The organism is Cysteiniphilum sp. QT6929 (genome assembly GCF_030035755.1).
In the GTDB taxonomy this organism is placed as follows: Bacteria; Pseudomonadota; Gammaproteobacteria; order Francisellales; family Francisellaceae; genus Caedibacter; species Caedibacter litoralis.
The window spans coordinates 1152638-1170013 of record NZ_CP103983.1; the positions used below are offsets into that span (position 1 = coordinate 1152638).

Consider the following 17376-nt stretch of genomic DNA (forward strand, 5'->3'; position numbering starts at 1 on the left):
TTTCAAAAGTGTCTTACTTTAAATTTCTGATAAATGCTAACACTTCTTCAACATGCCCTGGCACTTTGACTTTACGCCATTCTTTGATAAGTTTGCCTTCCATATCAATCACAAACGTGCTGCGCTCAATGCCCATGTATTTTTTACCAAACATGCTTTTTTCTTTCAGCACAGCAAATGCCTCACAAAGCGCTTTTTCAGTATCAGCAATCAACTCAAACGGCATATGATATTTTGCCTTGAACTTCTCATGTGAATTTAAGGTGTCTTTTGACACGCCGAAGATTATGGCATTAACTTTAGCAAAATCATTATAATGATCGGTAAATCCAATACTTTCCGTGGTGCATCCTGGCGTACTATCCTTTGGATAAAAGTAAATCACCAAATAATTGCCACGGTAATCATCAAGTGTAAATATTTTGTTTGAGGTCATTGCCACCTGCGGCAAGCTTATTTTTTCACCTGGCTGCAAAGTCATCTTGCATACTCCTAAACTTTCATTATCATAAACACCTGTGTACTTTAACAAAGATAATCTTGAGATAAAGCATGTTACAACAAAAACCTTTTATTTTAGATCCCATCAAAGCTGCTAAAGAAGGCATGGTGCTTAATCAAACCTTTAGTTTTTCACACTTATCCTCACTACACGAATGCGTTGTTGATGGCACTTATGATTTTCAACTTAACCTTAAATTTCACTTTGAAAACAATAAACCATTACTTGATGGACAGCTTGCTGGCAAGGTAACACTTATTTGCCAAAGATCGCTTGAACCTTTTGAGTTTTGCTTTGATGATCCGGTTAAACTTGGCTTTGTGACAGATGATCGTTTTTTTAAAAACTTCCCAGCCACTTATGATCCATATATTTATAAAGATAACCAAATCAATCTCGTTGAACTATTAGAAGAGGAAATCCTGCTCTCAATTCCAATGATCCCAAAAAAATCACTTAATGATTGTCAAGCTGAACAAAATACGTCATACTATGGCGTTTTTGAAACTAGCGACACCGAAAAGCAGGACAAACCGAACCCGTTTTCTGCTTTAAAAGAGCTAAAATTTACAAAGAAAGATTAATATTAAAGTAGTGAAATAGGAGAATTAATAATGGCTGTACAGCAAAATAAAAAGAGTCGTTCAAGAAGAGATATGCGTCGTTCACATGATGCGTTAACTGCTTCAGCACTTTCAACTGACAAAACAACTGGCGAAATGCACTTACGTCATCACGTGTCTGCAAACGGTTACTACAAAGGTAAGAAAGTAGTTGCTGTTGCTTCTGATGATGAATAGAATAGCTGCACGATAAGGCAATTATTCTGTATTACTGTGACCAGTTCAATATCTTATAAAATATCTATTGATGCCATGGGTGGTGACCATGGATTAAAAACCACCGTTCCAGCCTGCTTATCTGCGCTGAAAAAATTTCCTGATTTACATATTTGTCTCGTTGGCATTGCCAAAGATATCGAGCAATTTTTAACCGCACATAAAACGCCATATGATACGACACGTCTATCAGTTGTTAACGCCCATGAAATTGTCGAGATGGACGAATCTCCTGCATTAGCACTTCGCAATAAAAAAGACTCATCAATGCGCGTTGCCATTAATCTTGTTAAAAGCGGCGATGTTGATGCTTGCGTGAGCGCAGGCAACACAGGTGCTTTAATGGCAACTTCAAAATTTGTGCTAAAAACACTTAATGAAATTGATCGCCCAGCAATCGTTTATGCAATTCCCTCGCTAGATCGCAAAACCAAGAAAATGAATCCTGTCTACATGCTTGATCTGGGCGCTAATGTCAACTGTTCATCGGAGCAGCTTTTCCAGTTTGGCATTATGGGCTCTGTATTAGCAGCAAATCTTAAGGGCACTGAACGCCCACGAGTTGCCTTACTTAATATCGGCGAAGAAGAAATGAAAGGTCTAGACAGCATCAAGCAAGCTGCCAAGATGCTACAAAACTGTGACCATATCAACTACATCGGTTATGTCGAAGGCAATGATATTTTTTCAGCCAAAGCTGACGTGATCGTTTGTGATGGCTTTGCCGGAAATATCGCCCTTAAAACAATGGAAGGCACGGCTAAACTTATTGCTGATATGTTAAAAGATAGCTTTAACAACAGCATTTTCTCTAAGATTGCGATGTTGATCAGCGCGCCAGTACTGACAGGACTTAAACGAAAACTTGATACCAACCAATATAATGGGGCCTCCTTGCTTGGTTTAAGAGGTATTGTAATTAAAAGCCATGGTGGCGCTTCAGCTGAAGCTTTTGAAACTGCCATTTACGAAGCAATCAAAGAAATCAAATACAATATCCCGCAAAAAACACAGGCGCAAATTGAGCGCATTATGCAATCTTAAGGCCAGAATAATGTTTGCAAAGATCACGGGAACAGGCAGTTACTTACCCGCCAAAGTATTACATAACACCGATATTGCCAAAATGGTTGATACCTCTGATGAATGGATCACGCAACGCGTTGGTATCAAACAGCGCCATATTGCCAATGAATCAGAAACTACAGCACATATGGCAATTGAAGCTGCCAAAAACGCCATGAGTATGGCAAAACTCCAAGCTCAAGATATTGACCTTATCATTGTTGCCACAGGGACAGCAGATTACATCATGCCATCGACTGCAAGTATTGTCCAAACACAAATAGGTGCACCTTATTGCCCTGCCTTTGATATTAGTGCCGCATGCAGTGGCTTTGTTTATGCTGTTGATATTGCCAAGCAATATATTGAAAATGGCAGCGCTAAACATGCCTTAATCATTGCTTCTGAGCGCATGTCACGCACATTGGATTGGCAAGATCGCTCAACCTGTGTTCTGTTTGGTGATGGTGCTGGTGCGATTATCCTAAGCCAAAGTAATGAAGCGGGTATTATTGCCTCAACGCTTTATTGTGATGGTGAAGGCAAAGATATGCTAAATATCCCAGGACTTTTAAGTAAAGCACCATTTACCCAAGCTCATTATCATGCGATGTTACACATGGAAGGCAATAAAGTCTTTAAAAAGGCTGTTTCTAAGCTTAGTGATCTAGTATCTGATTTATTAACTAAAGCCAACATGCAAGATTCAGATATTGACTGGCTAGTACCCCATCAAGCCAACTACCGCATTCTTGAAGCCACTGCCAAGAAGCTTAATATGCCGATGTCACAGGTGATCCTTACCCTTGAAAACCATGGCAATACCTCAGCGGCTTCCATTCCTTTGGCACTTGATCATGCTGTACGCAACAACCAAATAAAGTCAGGGCAAACCATCCTTACCGAAGCCTTTGGTGCTGGTCTTGTTTGGGGTGGATTTATCGCCAAGTTTTAACCTGATTTCTTTGGTATTGATCGCAAATAACAATAAAGCATACTTGAAAAGACCTAAGGCATCATGCAGAATGCATCTAGTTTAAATTTATACTTTGATCGACATGGGTTTATTTAACCGCTTTAAACGTAGCAATGAACAAAAAATAAAACGCCCTGATGCGCATACTATTCAAGAAGAGCAAATACAACAAGATGTTGCAACAGAAGCAAAGCCTCAGCAAAAAACTGTAAATGAAGTAGAAACCTCAACTTTTTCAACACCCGTTGAAGTTGAAGCAGAAGCTGAATCTAAAACAAACACTGATATTCAAACACCTGAGTCATTAGCACCCGCTAGCACAGAGACATCAATAAAAGACCATAAAGAAAAAAACATTGCAGTTGAAACACCTAACAATGATAAACGTGGATTATTTGCGCGTTTAAAAGAAGGTTTGAAAAAAACACGCTCAAAACTCGGTGGTGGCATTGGTGATTTACTCTTGGGTAAAAAAGTCATTGATGATGATCTAATCGATGATATTGAAATGCAGTTACTTACCGCAGATATTGGTGTTGAAGCAACACAAGAAATCATGGAGACGGTTCGTAACAAAGTCAGTCGCAATGAGCTACAAACCATTGAAGCACTTACCGATCTTATTAAAGAGAAGCTCAAAGAGATTATCACGCCTTCTGAGAAGCCATTAGTCATTGATAGCGCACATAAGCCATATGTTATTCTAATGATTGGTATTAATGGTGCAGGCAAAACCACAACAATTGGTAAACTTGCTAAGAAATTCCAAACCGAAGGTAAGTCGGTGATTTTAGCAGCAGGTGACACCTTTCGCGCAGCTGCGGTTGAGCAACTTCAAGTGTGGGGTGAAAGAAATCATATCCCTGTTATTGCTCAACACACGGGGGCTGATAGCGCTTCCGTTATCTATGATGCAGTTCAAGCAGCCAAATCAAGAAACATTGATATTGTCATTGCTGATACCGCAGGACGCCTGCATAACAAAGATAATTTAATGGAAGAGCTTAAGAAAGTCGCACGTGTGATGAAAAAGCTTGATGATAAGGCTCCGCATGAAGTCATGCTGGTACTGGATTCAGGTACTGGGCAAAATGCCATTATGCAAGCAGAGGTATTTAATAAAATCCTATCAGTTACCGGCATTACGCTTACTAAAATGGACGGCACAGCCAAAGGTGGTGTTATTTTCGCAATTGCTAAAAAGCTCCAATTACCCATTCGCTTTATTGGTATTGGTGAGAAGATCGATGACCTTCGCCCATTTCATGCCGATGACTTTATTGACGCACTATTTAGCCAAGATTAATGCATCTATAATGTTTATCTGGCATACTACCGCAAAAAATAACTACTTAATTTCCAATGAAACACACGGGACTTTTTGAACGCACAGCCATTCTTGTCAATGATACTGGTATTGAACGACTAAAAACATCACATGTATTACTTGCAGGTGTTGGTGGTGTCGGTTCCTTTGCCGCTGAAGCCTTGGCGCGTGCCGGCATTGGTGAAATCACCTTAATTGATCATGATGTTGTCTCAAAATCTAATCTAAACCGCCAATTAGTCGCATTAAACTCAAATGTGGGAATGAAAAAAGCCCAAATCATGCGCGAGCGCATTTTAGATATTAACCCCAATTGCAAGGTTAATATTATCGATGATTTTATTCGCAAAGATGATATGACACCTATATTTGATAAACACTACGACTTTGTCATTGATGCGATTGATAGCCTTGTGTGCAAGGTTGCCTTTGTCGCTTATGCCCATGAGCATGGCTACAATGTTATCTCAAGCATGGGCGCTGGTGGCAAACTTGACCCAACCCAGATTAAAGTCGCTGACATCTATCAAACAAGCATTTGTAAACTTGCCAAATTCGTGCGCATTCGCTTGCGTCGTCTGAAAGTTAAAAAAGGCATTCTTGCCGTATACTCAACCGAGAGTTCATTACCACCGCTTCCACCTGAGCCTGTTGGAGGTGAAAGTCGCGACCGTGCTGTTAATGGTACGATTAGCTATATGCCGGCATTATTTGGGCTAACAATTGCGGGCATGGTGATAAAGCATCTTGTCGGTGACAATCTACACGCCAAGCAATAATACCCCTATTTAACCTGCGCTGTTTGTTTACCTTTAAAAACTCGCGTAATACTGCCTGATAACGCGTAAATCATAAATATCACAAACAAAGTAACCGATGGATCGATAAAGATAATTGCAATGATAAAGACGACAAATACTGTTTGTGTAAAGACCACCTTGCCCTTTAAGTCATAATCTTTAAAGCTTCTAAACTTAATATTGCTTACCATCATCGCTGATAAATAAAGCGTGATAATCGTTGCGAAAAACGTCACCCATCCTTCAGCGGATGTGTGTCCCAGGGTATTGCAAAACCACACAAATCCCGCAATCGTTGCAGCAGATGCCGGACAAGGCAATCCTGTAAAATAGCGTTTGCTCTCCGGAGTATTATCATCAAGCTGTGTGTTAAAACGCGCCAAGCGTAAACCAACACACGCCAAATAAATAAATGCCAATGCCCAACCAAATTGTCCTAAATGGTTTACTGCCCAGAAATAGATAATCAAAGCAGGCGCCACACCAAATGACACAATATCAGCCAGTGAATCATATTCCGCACCAAATGCGCTTTGTGTATTGGTTAAACGCGCAACACGTCCATCTAATGAGTCCATGATCGCGGCAATATAAATACACACTGACGCCAGCACAAAATGACTGTTAAATGCAGCAATAATCGAATAAAACCCTGCAAACAAACTCGCTGAAGTGAATAAATTTGGCAGAATATAGATACTCTTGCTGCGCTGCGTCACTTGTTTATCTAACGATTGGTCATCTTTCATCGCACTATCCTTACACGTTACTTTTATTGGCTTTCACACCGCCAAGCTTAGTTTGTTTTAATAACTTTGGTAAAGGAAAAGTTACCTCTTCCTTAACACCTTCAAAATCAACAACATAGGCATCGGCAAAGTGCGCTTGCAAGAAACTTACCACTTGCTGCACCAAATATTCAGGTGCCGACGCCCCTGCAGTAACACCCGCATTGTGCTTATTGACAAACCATTCAAGATTAATGTCATCTTTATTGTCAATCAAATAGGCATCAACACCCTCTTTCTCAGCCAGCTCACGCAAGCGATTTGAATTTGAGCTATTTTTAGAGCCTACTACCAAGAGAATATCAACCTCTTTAGCCAATTCTCTTACTGCATTCTGGCGATTCTGGGTGGCATAGCAAATATCTTCTTTTTTTGGTGAACTAACTTCAGGATATTTAGCCTTTAATGCAGCAATAATATCTTTTGTTTCATCAACCGATAAGGTTGTTTGGGTTGCAAAAATAAGCCTTGTTGGATCTTGAACATCTAAGTCTGCCACATCATCAACATTTTCAACCAAATAGATCTGACTGTAGTCATTTTTATATTGTCCAAGTGTCCCCTCAACCTCAGGGTGTCCTTTGTGCCCTATAAGCACACATTCAACACCAATATTACTGGCCTTTTGCACCTCTTTATGCACCTTTGTCACCAATGGGCAGGTCGCATCATAAATTTTAAGTGCTTTACGCTTTGCTTCTTCCTCTACCGCTTGCGAGACACCATGCGCACTAAAAACACATACGGCATGATCCGGCACTTCATTTAATTCTTTAACGAAAATTGCTCCTTTTTCTTTAAGGCTTTCAACCACCGCACGATTATGCACCACTTCATGGCGCACATAGACAGGATGAGGTTCCAATGCAAGCACACGTTCAACAACATCAACAGCGCGTGAAACACCCGCGCAAAATCCCCGTGGGTTGGCTAAAATAATTTTCATTAGGCAAATTCCTTATCTGAAACCTCTAAGATATCAACATCAAACAAAATCACTTGCCCTGATAATGGATGATTGAAATCAACCGTCACATCATGCTCATGAATCTCAACGATCACACCAGGTAATTCTGTCCCATCTTTCTGTGAGAAGGCAACGATTAGACCTTGCTCTAATTCCATATCTTCTGGGAATCTTTTTCTTGGCACTTCATAAATCATCGCCGGATGTTTTTGACCAAAAGCATCTTCAGGCATCAACATCATCTTACGATTAGCACCAATTTCTAAACCAAGTAACTCATTTTCTACTTTTTCTGAAAACGTGCCCTTGCCCATTTGAAAAACATATGGGTGATCATAGTTTTTCGTATCTTCAGCAATGGATCCATCTTTTAAACGGATTTTAAAATGCATCTTTACAAAGCTATCTCTTTGTATTTTCATGGAATTCCTTCGTTTTAGTTGTGCTTTTTTTGCTTTTCCCCAACATCTAGGCTAGAGTTTTAGCAGATTACTAACGCGCACATTCTACGAGATTTATAAAAAATGCACAAATATTCCTTTGCACGACAAGCATCACTTAGCAGTATTTCACACAAACTGCTACTGTCTATCGTTTTTTTCTCATTAATCTCACTGTTAAGCAAACCCGTAAATGCTCAATCTTTATATGAAAGATATCATACCTTTTTTAGTAATTTTTATTTATCTGACAATCCTTTGAGGGATGCAGCCAAAATCATTGCCTCATCAAAAGGACAAGCACTTGTAAGCTCCGGTGATACTGTTTATGTTTCTAAAACCAATGAAACACCCTTTTACTACATTTTTTCACATGTCAATAGCATTCCTTACTCCAAGGACAAGTATGATTATATTTTCAAACGCCTTGGTAAAGCTGAGTTTATTAGCAATTACCAAGGCACACTGGTCATGCGCATTATGAATATCACCCAAGAGATTAATATCGGTGATCATGTATTGCCTTCTGATTTAGTGCAAACAAAACTACCTAATGATGAAATTGCCGCTGATAGCAATATCAGCGGTGAGGTCACACAACTAGAGGGTGAAGCTGATTTTGCCGGAACCTATCAGTCTGTTTTAATCAATACAGGACAAAGTGCCGGACTTAAAATGGGTATGCGCGTTTATTTTGAATCACCTGCTAAAAAAGTTGATGGTTATGCCATCCCTGGGCAGTTTTTAGGGCAAGGATTTGTCTATCGACTTGCTAGCCATCATGCTATAGCGCTCGTAACTAACGCCCAACAAGAAGTCATGATTGGCAGCACAGTGTTAACTCAACTACCTAAACACCATGCAAAACATGAGCTTTAGTGTTTTACACACTATTCCGGGATTCTCTTTTAAACACTACCAAAAACTTGTGAGCTTTCAAGTTAGCATTGATGACTTTCTTGCCAAACCACATAACTATCAACATGCATTAAGTTTAAATCATGAAACGATTACTTTTATTCAAGAGCAGAAATTCACTCCCTATCTTAAGAAACTTGAAATCTGGCTTCAATCTTCTGATAAGCATCATTTAATTCATTTCATTGATACAGCATTCCCGCCACAATTAAAACAAATCAGCGATCCACCATTAAGCCTCTATGCCATTGGCGATATTGCCCTTTTAAACACACTACAACTTGCTATTGTTGGCACACGCCAAGCCAGTCTTTACGGCAGTGAATGTATCAAAGCACTTATCCCTAATCTATTACAAGCCAAGCTTACTATCAATAGTGGCATGGCGCTTGGCATTGATACGCTGGCACATCAAGAAACACTAAATCAAAATGGCAAGACCATTGCCGTACTTGGTACTGGCGTCAATACCTGTTATCCGGCACAAAACCGTCACCTTTACGCTCAAATTCAAAACCACGGCTTGGTGATTTCTGAGTTTTTATTAGGACAAGCACCTAAGCGCTTTCACTTTCCTAAAAGAAACCGATTAATTAGCGGCTTAAGCCTTGGTGTCGTTGTCATAGAAGCGGCGCACAAAAGTGGCTCATTGATCACGGCAATGCATGCTCTTGAGCAAAACCGCGATGTTTTCGCTATTCCAGGCAATATATTTCACAGCCAAAGTCATGGCTGCCATAAGCTCATTCAAATGGGTGCAAAACTTGTTTGTTCAGCAGAAGATATCATTGATGAGCTAAATCTCACACAAACGCTCAATACTTCGCAAACACCCTTTCAACAATCGCTATTACTCACCAACGAGCAACAGCTTGTTTTTGACAGTATTGGCTCAAGTTGTACTACGATTGACAAAATTATCGACACGACCAACTTAACATACGCAAAAATAACTGGCATACTGTTTGAGCTTGAGATGGAAGCGCTTGTTAGCGCAGTTCCTGGCGGATATAAACGAATCTAATAAGGTAACATGAACAACAAAGCCCCTATACTACAAGTTCTCATGTCGCTGTTTAGCGATTTGCCCTATTTCGATGGTGATATGGTCAAATTGACAAACTCACAAGAGATATTGCATGAATTGCAAAAAGCAGGTCTTGCACCACAGGCGATTGAACAGGCGATTGCTTGGCTTGAGCGCTTTAGCAAATTCAATGACGAGCCAAGAGCGGACTATCACCCTGAAACCGTGCGTGTCTTTACACCACAAGAAAAGGCAATCATTCCAACAGAAAGCCTACGATTCTTGCTTGAAGCCTACTTAGCAGGTGATATTCAGTCGCATGAGCTTGAGTTTATTATTGAACAAATCATGTCCCTTGGCACGCACACCATTACTGAAGAACAATTCTTATGGGTGTTTGAAATGACCATTGCCAACCAAGAAGATGAGCTTTTTGGTGGGTTTATCCCTATCGAAGAAGTATTAACAAGATCTTTTCGTATTCACTAATCATTACCTTGTTTTCCTTAACATTTTTTATTGCTTTATTTTAGCTGTCTAACGTTGCGCTTAGCATTTATAAATCTATACTCATAACTGTTACACCAAACAGCAAGGAGCTTATATGTTTAAAGTTATTACCAATAAAGACGGGCAAACACAAGAAATTCAAACTTCCCTTTCTGCCCATGAGCTGATGGACAATCCACTGTTAAACAAAGGCACCGCCTTTAGCAAAGAAGAGCGTGATACATTTGATTTACACGGTAAACTGCCAATTCAAGTTGAAAGCCTATCTTCACAACTGATGCGCGTCTACCGTCAATTTCAAGAGAAAAATGACAATATCCAGAAAAATATTTTTCTAAACACCCTGCATGATAGCAATACAACACTCTTTTATAAATTTTGCTCACAACATATCGATGAGGTATTACCAATTGTTTATACACCAACGGTTGGTGATGCCGTTGAGCAATACTCTAGCGAATTTAGGCGCCCTGCTGGCATTTATCTTGCCTATGATGAGCAAAAACAAATGGATAAGATCCTCGGCAATATCGCCAAAAAGCAACAGATTGATTTTATTATTGTTACCGACGGCGAGGCTGTCCTTGGTATTGGCGACTGGGGCATTGGCGGCATGGATATTAGCATTGGCAAATTAATGGTTTATATTATTTGTGCGGGCATCAATCCTGCGAATGTGTTACCAGTACAACTTGATGTTGGTACTAATAACCAAAAACTGCTGGATGACCCGATGTATCTTGGTGCGCGCCATCCACGTATCATCGGCAAAAAATATGATCAATTTATCGAAAAATTTGTTACGAGTGTAAAAAAGCACTTCCCCAATGTCTATTTACACTGGGAGGATTTTGGTCGAGATCATGCGCGTGCAATTTTAGAGACCTATCGCGACCAGCTTTGTACATTCAATGATGATATGCAAGGCACAGGGATTGTCGCTACAGCTAATGTGATTTCAGCCATCAGAGCCACCCAAACTAAATTTACGGATCATAAAGTTGTAATGTTTGGTGCCGGCACCGCAGGCTGCGGCATTATGGATCAGATTCTTGATGCCTTTATTGCCAGTGGCATGACAAAAAAGCAAGCTTTGGATCGCTTTTATATTATTGATCGATTTGGTCTTGTCGTTGATGATATGCCTGATTTACCAGACTTTCAAAAGCCCTATGCTAAATCAAGAAAGCAACTTAAGAATTGGAATATCAATAATCAGGAAAATATTTCTCTGCTTGAAGTCGTGCAAAATGCTAAAGCCACAATCTTAATCGGTTGTTCAACGGTTAAAGGTGCTTTTAACAAACCGATTGTCACTACCATGGCGCAAAATATTGAGCGCCCGATTATCATGCCATTATCAAATCCAAATTCACACTGTGAAGCAACACCTGAAGATCTCATCAACTGGACCAATGCCAAAGCCATTATTGCCGCAGGCAGTCCATTTGAGCCTGTTGTTTATCAAGGAAAAACCTACCAGATATCTCAAGGCAACAATGCCTTTATCTTCCCAGGGCTTGGACTAGGAGCTATTGCCGTTAAAGCCACTAAGATGTCTGATGGCATGATTCGCGTTGCCAGCGAAACACTAGCGAGCTTCTCACCACTGCATCAATCCGTTAACAATCCAGTATTACCACCAATTCATGATGCCACCATTGTCAGCAAAGCGGTCGCTATCGCTGTTGCTAAACAAGCGATTAAAGAAGGCTTATCAAGTATCAAAGCCAAAGAAGCTGATGTCGAGAAACTCGTTAACAACGCACAATGGATACCTGATTACTATCCACTAAAGAAACAGTAAAAACGTCTTAACTCCCTGATTCACCTGCACTTGTTGCACTAATCTTAGTGGTATTAGCTTGTGCATCAAACTCAATGCTATAGTTTGATTTTTCATTATTCTCACCTAAATCTATCCCCATATTGAGTTTTTGTTTTTTGCCTGTCTTATCAGTACTTGCTTGGAGTGACATCTCCTGATCTGCGCCCCAAAACAAAGATTCCAGCTGAGTCGACGCTTCAATGGGCTTTATAATTTTCGTTGCAATAATACCATCAAGCATTACATATTCAGGGTTACATTTCAGCATTACCCTTGTGCCTACTTTCAATGGCAAATGATATTGAGCATGTGTGATATAACCACTAACAGGAACCTGTATCAGTAGATTGTTAAACTCAGGCAATTTAACCCAATAACATAGCTCATCTTTTGTCAATTGATCTAAACTCATACCGTCAATTGCTGGGCTTTTATTTTTATCTACCACATATAAATATTGTGCTGATTTATTACTTTGCTGTTGATTTGCATCTGAGCTACCGACAACAACACCCTCGGTCGTTATTAATGGCATATCCCTCACTTTGGGCGTAAATGCAAGATCTTGCTCTTTGAGATCAACAAATACATACTCTGAAACAAGCGTATGCCTTGCTGAATAATATCTTTTAAGGTCTGCGGCTTTCACCTTTCCAAGGCAAACGCCCTCATTGTTTGCTTGATGAAGACTCATCATCAATTTAAATGAATGTATTTGAGCAGATTTATCACCGAATAAATTTAAGCTCTCACCATCAGCTAATGGTAAATTCAAATCCATTTGCTCAAGTGGAAATATTCGACCTATAAAGCTTGGTAATACATCAAACTGCATTATTAATCGTTGCAATGGCAATTTCTGAGTTGTCTCAAATTTTAATCGCTGATTTGCTTGTTTTTTAGCATCATCTTCAACGGCAGATGATATACGTCTATTTGTAATGCATATTGGCTTATCCTCAACACTCTCAGGATAGCTTTTTACTAATTCAGGAAAGGTATTAATCACCTGATCTGCTGTTTGTGATTTTGTGATATTTTCAAGGCTGATATTAATCAACTGCTGCCAATCGCTAAAAACCAAATTTGTATTGGATTTGGAGTCCCTATCTGTCGCAAGCGCTTTTATTTGATATTTTGGCGTCTTTATCGCAGGCCAGCTTATCACGCTACCATCAGATTCCTTTGACAGCACCACACTTGGCTTTTCCTCCTGCATCGCCTGATAATCAAGGGCTAGCACACCACCATAGTGCGCAACAATAAACGCTAGATATTCATAATGACTTATATCCTTTCCATGCACACAAGGGATAATAACCCGTCTTTTCGTTTGGTAATCCGCGAGCTTTTCATCTACGGTCAAGGTACATAGTGCTGTAAATGGTAACATGATATCGGCGATGACATCACCATAACTTTTATCCTTAAATCCCATGCGTTTACTTGATTGCTTTAACCAATATTGCAATGGGTCAGTAAATTTCAATCTTAAGCGCTGACGCATAGATGTAATCACAGGTTTTTTAGTTTTGGCGTCTATTTGACTATTAAAATCTAAGTACTCCATGCTCAACGGTTGATACTCAGTTAAGTAACCACTTAAAATAAGCTGCTTTACTTGACTGTTTTGACTATCAACATTTAATTTTTGTTGAATCAATATATTAATTTTAACCGCACCTTTCATCATCAAATCTCTGACTGAATTAATCAATAATTTATCGTAGTCCAAGGGAATCAGTGTTAAGTCTCCAGTAAAACCACTTACTTGCATATCCAATGTAAATTGATGAATAAAAGAGCCATTAATCTCAAGCAATTTATCCTGTTGTGCTTTATTGCTTTTATCTAATGGAATTAATTGAATTTGCAGTAGCTGAGTGTCGAAAGATGCCATTTATTTCAACCTATTTATTAATCCTATACCCAACATATCCTTTTTGAGAAAAAAGAACATAGCCAAAGTGGCTTTATGGACCTAGATTAACCTGTGGCGCTTTACCACTAATTGAGTCACCTTTCATGCTAATACTTTGCCCATCTTGCTCAATATTTTCTGCCTTGATTGTGATCGAACTGTCTGAAATCGTTAATTTAGAGCTTCCCACACAGATTGAAATCTCACCATCTTTAATATCGAATTTCGCACTACCGATTTCAATAAATGCTTCATCACTACCTAGCTTTAAAGTTGTGTTTTTTACTTGAGCTGTAAGCGTTTCATCGGCAGTTAGCGTGATTTGTTTGCTTTTTTTCTGAATCGTGCCTTCTGGTACTGATTCATTAGACAGTTTAGCTTTTGCATCAAGGCAGTATTGATATTGATCCTCACTATTCTTAAGCTGAGTTGTCAATGTAATGCTCGGTGTATTTGCAGCAAGGGTAATATCAGCCGTATTTAATGTTGCCATTTTTTTACCTTAAGCCACTTCGATGGCATCTTGCCCTGGGTTAACCACGGTAACCATGCCACTCATTGCAGTAAAGGCACAGTGCAATTGACTATTTTGACGTACTAAAGGCATGCTTAATCCTTGCGTCATCGTTGCCAAAGGAAACCATGGTACCGTCAATGGCATACAAGTTGATGGCGCCCCCAAAGAGGCAATCACCAATGGATTTGCTGGATTTGTGCATGGTGAAAACGGTTTTACATTCAAAAAGGGAATCATATTGATCGGTAAAGTTGCCGGCTTCCCAGGAGATAGGTTCACACCAAAGGGAAGCACGGTTAATGGCAAGGGAGCCGCCCCCATCATACAACGAATTTCAGCACCGGATGAGACTGCGACCATTTTCTCACCACTACCACTAGGTGTTGCAAATGCACTCATCACACAACCTAATGCCGCAGTTAGCTGATTAAGCATATCCGTTACCTGTGGAATAACGACATTATTTGGTAATAAACTATTTAGATCTGGCAAGGGTGGCAATTGCATTGAGGCTAATAGGCTTCCTTCATTTGGCATTGCAGGAAAATTTGCCATTGCCTGTGTATTTAAACTTACCGATTGACCAAGTGTAACACTTGTATTCATAGCAGTCTGACCATTAACTAGTAAATTATTGCCATTTGCTTGCATATTCAGTGCATTATCACGTAGCTGAAGTAGGTTTTGTGGTAATGCGACTTGATCTTGTGATGGGTTTAAAGCCTGTTGAAAGTTTGAATGTAATTGATTAACTTGTTGATAGGCATCATTTATTTGATCTGTTGCATGTGGGCAACTTGGAAAATTCATGCGTGCTTGCATGAGGCTTTGTTTGATATTATCTGCCTTGAACTGCATCACATCAACACCTGTTGATAATAGAGGGCATAGCTTAGGTTTCGTTGCTGCAATCTGCTTATTAACTTGCTGCTGCATATCGTTAAGTACCGCAGCTACTTGTGCCTGTGATTGATTAATCACTGCCAGATTTTGTGTCAACTGTGCCGAACTACTTTGGCTTGTGAGCCCACTCATACTCTGCTGTGCTTTTATTAACTCTGTGTTGAGCTGATTGAGTTTCTTTAACGTGCTTGGTTGTAACGTTGCTATTTCATTAATAGACGCTGATTGACTTAATGAAATCATTGGGTTGACATTACAGAAAGTTTGCGACACTTGATTAGATAGATTTTGTGTCATCGCATTCGCTGCATTTAGCTTACTATTTAACATACTTTGCATTTTCTGTGCTGCTGCTTGAATCTCAGCAAGTTTTTCTAAATATGCCGCCTTAAGTTTGGCATAGTCGGCTTGCGCCTTTGCATATGCAGCCATTGCTTTATCTTGTAATGCTTGTATTTGTGCTAATCTTTTCTCACCGTTTTGCGGCGAGTCATTAAGAGCGGTTATTGCTTGTGACTTCATTTGACTTTGCAATTGATTAAAGTGACCTAATGACTGCGCATAATGATCTTGTGCTTGCGACATTGATTTATTGTCATTAATGCAACCACTCAATGCGGCAAGCTGCTGCGCATGCGCATTTTGCAAACCATTCATTTGCTCATTTGCCTGAGTCAACTGATCATTTAATGTTTGCTGATAGCTATTACTTATGGTAGCAGCATGTGTATTTAATTGTGTTAAAGAAGTATTTAAGTGACCTAAAGCTTGCGCATATTTTCCTGATCGATTGGCAAAGTCTTTGCAACCTTTGGCACTATTAATAACATCAGCTGCATTTTGCGCATTGTTTAATGCTTTCATCATCTGTTGATTGATACTATCTTCTGATAATTGATGTTGTTGTAATTGGTTATTTAGCGTTGCTAGCGGTTGATATTGTGTTGAAGCATCTGCTGACTGCGCCGCCCAATATTGACGACTTATGTGTTGCGTTTGCGTCGATATATAGCTTATTCGCTGCTGCAAATCATTACCATTTGCTATAGCGTTTGTATTGGATGAGTCTTGCTTGATCTGCGAAAGCTGATAATTCACTTGAGTGGCTTCAATATGCGCACGATAGATACCTGCTTCCGTTTGCAATGACTGTTGGTATAAATCATTGTTTTGACAGGTCGCATTGATTTGATTAAAGCTTGCTTGTGTATTTGCTATGCTCGTTTGCACCTTTGTCATTTGAGCATTTATATCGGCTTGATTTGACTGAGCACTACTATGCATCGCATACAGCTGCATCAATTCGCTAGAGGTATCATTCATACGTTGTTGAAAATCACCAATATTTGCATTTAACGCAGAGTGACTACGCGCAAAGGGCATCAAGCTACTGACTGCTGAGGTATAGCTTTGTTGCAACAACATAAATTGATTTGCCTGTGGGAAACGAGATGCTTGCGCATGCCCTGTAATACTTTGTTGTAATGCATCATCATATTGCTGAGTAAGTGCCTGTTGGTTTAAACCCATATTGCTTTGTGCATTTAATTGCTCAGAGAGCATATCATCTGGACAATTCTCAATGGCACCTTTGTAATTCTTAAGAGCATCTAGATGACTATTTGCTATCATCATCTGTATTTGAGCAGGTGATCCTGCACTACTTAACTCAGGTCTCTCAGGCTGAGTGAAAGTAGCATTTGCCTTTAACGCATATAACTGCGATTGCTGATCACTTACACCTTGCTTTATAGCATCCATATTAGCAACTTGATCAATGCTTGATTGATATGTGCCACTTTGATCAGATAGCGACTGTTTGAGCATATTGTCATAATCGTTAGCATTTTTCTCAAATGATTCATTTGAATCAAACGAAGGAGTATCTTGAGTAGGGGGCTGATAATCAGTCATCGCATACGCCCCCATCAAAGCATATTTCCAACTATTTGATAATGTCTCAACCTGTTGGTTATGACAGCTTCCTCGGCAATTTTGCGCATTCGGGCATATTGATTTTTCAGACGATGCTAACTCATTTTCCACCA

The 17376-nt window shown here is 39.7% G+C and carries 17 protein-coding genes; 10 read left to right on the forward strand and 7 right to left on the reverse strand.

Annotation, left to right across the window (positions count from 1 at the left end):
* Positions 1-13: 13 nt before the first annotated feature.
* Entirely contained in the window at positions 14-481 is a 468-nt protein-coding gene (locus NYP54_RS04830) for a peroxiredoxin (protein WP_283157398.1), read from the reverse strand.
* Positions 482-552: 71 nt separating this feature from the next.
* On the opposite strand from NYP54_RS04830, the gene NYP54_RS04835 reads away from it, so the two are divergent.
* From NYP54_RS04835 to NYP54_RS04860, 6 genes are all read left to right on the forward strand, one after another.
* Positions 553-1086: a YceD family protein gene (locus NYP54_RS04835; protein ID WP_283157399.1), complete on the forward strand. Its 534-nt coding sequence runs from the start codon at positions 553-555 to the stop codon at positions 1084-1086.
* A 30-nt stretch (positions 1087-1116) separates the two neighbouring features.
* Positions 1117-1302, forward strand: a complete 186-nt coding sequence (gene rpmF / locus NYP54_RS04840; protein ID WP_117002212.1) for a 50S ribosomal protein L32 — start codon at positions 1117-1119, stop codon at positions 1300-1302.
* 48 nt (positions 1303-1350) lie between these two features.
* On the forward strand, positions 1351-2385 hold the full coding sequence (gene plsX, locus NYP54_RS04845) for a phosphate acyltransferase PlsX (protein WP_283157518.1): 1035 nt from the start codon (positions 1351-1353) through the stop codon (positions 2383-2385).
* Positions 2386-2395: 10 nt separating this feature from the next.
* Positions 2396-3361 carry a beta-ketoacyl-ACP synthase III gene (locus NYP54_RS04850; RefSeq protein WP_283157400.1) on the forward strand — a complete coding sequence of 322 codons (966 nt, stop codon included), beginning with the start codon at positions 2396-2398 and terminating at the stop codon, positions 3359-3361.
* 103 nt (positions 3362-3464) lie between these two features.
* Positions 3465-4688, forward strand: a complete 1224-nt coding sequence (ftsY, locus tag NYP54_RS04855; RefSeq protein WP_283157401.1) for a signal recognition particle-docking protein FtsY — start codon at positions 3465-3467, stop codon at positions 4686-4688.
* A 56-nt stretch (positions 4689-4744) separates the two neighbouring features.
* Positions 4745-5488: a tRNA threonylcarbamoyladenosine dehydratase gene (locus tag NYP54_RS04860; protein ID WP_283157402.1), complete on the forward strand. Its 744-nt coding sequence runs from the start codon at positions 4745-4747 to the stop codon at positions 5486-5488.
* A gap of 5 nt (positions 5489-5493) precedes the next feature.
* On the opposite strand, the gene pssA is transcribed toward NYP54_RS04860, so the two are convergent.
* The 3 genes from pssA to fkpB are packed head-to-tail and all read right to left on the reverse strand — an operon-like array spanning position 5494 to position 7686.
* Positions 5494-6258 carry a CDP-diacylglycerol--serine O-phosphatidyltransferase gene (pssA, locus tag NYP54_RS04865; protein ID WP_283157403.1) on the reverse strand — a complete coding sequence of 255 codons (765 nt, stop codon included), beginning with the start codon at positions 6256-6258 and terminating at the stop codon, positions 5494-5496.
* A 10-nt stretch (positions 6259-6268) separates the two neighbouring features.
* Positions 6269-7243: a 4-hydroxy-3-methylbut-2-enyl diphosphate reductase gene (ispH, locus tag NYP54_RS04870; protein ID WP_283157404.1), complete on the reverse strand. Its 975-nt coding sequence runs from the start codon at positions 7241-7243 to the stop codon at positions 6269-6271.
* Positions 7243-7686, reverse strand: a complete 444-nt coding sequence (fkpB, locus tag NYP54_RS04875; protein ID WP_151193101.1) for an FKBP-type peptidyl-prolyl cis-trans isomerase — start codon at positions 7684-7686, stop codon at positions 7243-7245. Before fkpB ends, ispH begins: the two co-directional genes overlap by 1 nt.
* A 102-nt stretch (positions 7687-7788) precedes the next feature.
* On the opposite strand from fkpB, the gene NYP54_RS04880 reads away from it, so the two are divergent.
* The 4 genes from NYP54_RS04880 (at position 7789) to NYP54_RS04895 (ending at position 11966) form a co-directional block, all read left to right on the forward strand.
* The gene (locus NYP54_RS04880) at positions 7789-8583 is read left to right on the forward strand and encodes a hypothetical protein (protein ID WP_283157405.1); all 795 of its coding nucleotides are present in this window, start codon (positions 7789-7791) and stop codon (positions 8581-8583) included.
* Positions 8564-9646 carry a DNA-processing protein DprA gene (dprA, locus tag NYP54_RS04885; RefSeq protein WP_283157406.1) on the forward strand — a complete coding sequence of 361 codons (1083 nt, stop codon included), beginning with the start codon at positions 8564-8566 and terminating at the stop codon, positions 9644-9646. The genes NYP54_RS04880 and dprA overlap by 20 nt, the downstream gene beginning before the upstream one ends.
* 42 nt (positions 9647-9688) lie before the next feature.
* A complete protein-coding gene (locus tag NYP54_RS04890) occupies positions 9689-10138 on the forward strand; it encodes a DUF494 family protein (protein ID WP_283157407.1) in 450 nt (149 codons plus the stop codon).
* A gap of 115 nt (positions 10139-10253) precedes the next feature.
* Positions 10254-11966 carry an NAD-dependent malic enzyme gene (locus tag NYP54_RS04895; protein ID WP_283157408.1) on the forward strand — a complete coding sequence of 571 codons (1713 nt, stop codon included), beginning with the start codon at positions 10254-10256 and terminating at the stop codon, positions 11964-11966.
* Positions 11967-11973: 7 nt separating this feature from the next.
* Here the strand turns inward: NYP54_RS04895 and NYP54_RS04900 are convergent, their stop codons facing one another.
* The 3 genes from NYP54_RS04900 to NYP54_RS04910 all read right to left on the reverse strand — a co-directional run bounded on the left by NYP54_RS04900 (position 11974) and on the right by NYP54_RS04910 (position 17374).
* Entirely contained in the window at positions 11974-13887 is a 1914-nt protein-coding gene (locus NYP54_RS04900; protein WP_283157409.1) for a hypothetical protein, read from the reverse strand.
* A gap of 73 nt (positions 13888-13960) precedes the next feature.
* On the reverse strand, positions 13961-14401 hold the full coding sequence (locus tag NYP54_RS04905; RefSeq protein ID WP_283157410.1) for a hypothetical protein: 441 nt from the start codon (positions 14399-14401) through the stop codon (positions 13961-13963).
* Positions 14402-14410: 9 nt separating this feature from the next.
* Positions 14411-17374 (reverse strand): PAAR-like protein, encoded by a 2964-nt coding sequence (locus tag NYP54_RS04910; protein WP_283157411.1) that lies wholly within the window; start codon positions 17372-17374, stop codon positions 14411-14413.
* Positions 17375-17376 lie beyond the last annotated feature (2 nt).

Coding starts and splice junctions, on each gene's coding strand:
- NYP54_RS04835 (WP_283157399.1), top strand. CDS start 553: ATGTTACAACAAAAACCTTTTATTTTAGATCCCATCAAAGCTGCTAAA.
- NYP54_RS04850 (WP_283157400.1), top strand. CDS start 2,396: ATGTTTGCAAAGATCACGGGAACAGGCAGTTACTTACCCGCCAAAGTA.
- NYP54_RS04830 (WP_283157398.1), bottom strand. CDS start 481: ATGACTTTGCAGCCAGGTGAAAAAATAAGCTTGCCGCAGGTGGCAATG.
- NYP54_RS04905 (WP_283157410.1), bottom strand. CDS start 14,401: ATGGCAACATTAAATACGGCTGATATTACCCTTGCTGCAAATACACCG.
- NYP54_RS04895 (WP_283157408.1), top strand. CDS start 10,254: ATGTTTAAAGTTATTACCAATAAAGACGGGCAAACACAAGAAATTCAA.
- dprA (WP_283157406.1), top strand. CDS start 8,564: ATGCAAAACATGAGCTTTAGTGTTTTACACACTATTCCGGGATTCTCT.
- ftsY (WP_283157401.1), top strand. CDS start 3,465: ATGGGTTTATTTAACCGCTTTAAACGTAGCAATGAACAAAAAATAAAA.
- NYP54_RS04890 (WP_283157407.1), top strand. CDS start 9,689: ATGTCGCTGTTTAGCGATTTGCCCTATTTCGATGGTGATATGGTCAAA.
- pssA (WP_283157403.1), bottom strand. CDS start 6,258: ATGAAAGATGACCAATCGTTAGATAAACAAGTGACGCAGCGCAGCAAG.
- NYP54_RS04860 (WP_283157402.1), top strand. CDS start 4,745: ATGAAACACACGGGACTTTTTGAACGCACAGCCATTCTTGTCAATGAT.
- fkpB (WP_151193101.1), bottom strand. CDS start 7,686: ATGAAAATACAAAGAGATAGCTTTGTAAAGATGCATTTTAAAATCCGT.
- NYP54_RS04880 (WP_283157405.1), top strand. CDS start 7,789: ATGCACAAATATTCCTTTGCACGACAAGCATCACTTAGCAGTATTTCA.
- rpmF (WP_117002212.1), top strand. CDS start 1,117: ATGGCTGTACAGCAAAATAAAAAGAGTCGTTCAAGAAGAGATATGCGT.
- ispH (WP_283157404.1), bottom strand. CDS start 7,243: ATGAAAATTATTTTAGCCAACCCACGGGGATTTTGCGCGGGTGTTTCA.
- NYP54_RS04900 (WP_283157409.1), bottom strand. CDS start 13,887: ATGGCATCTTTCGACACTCAGCTACTGCAAATTCAATTAATTCCATTA.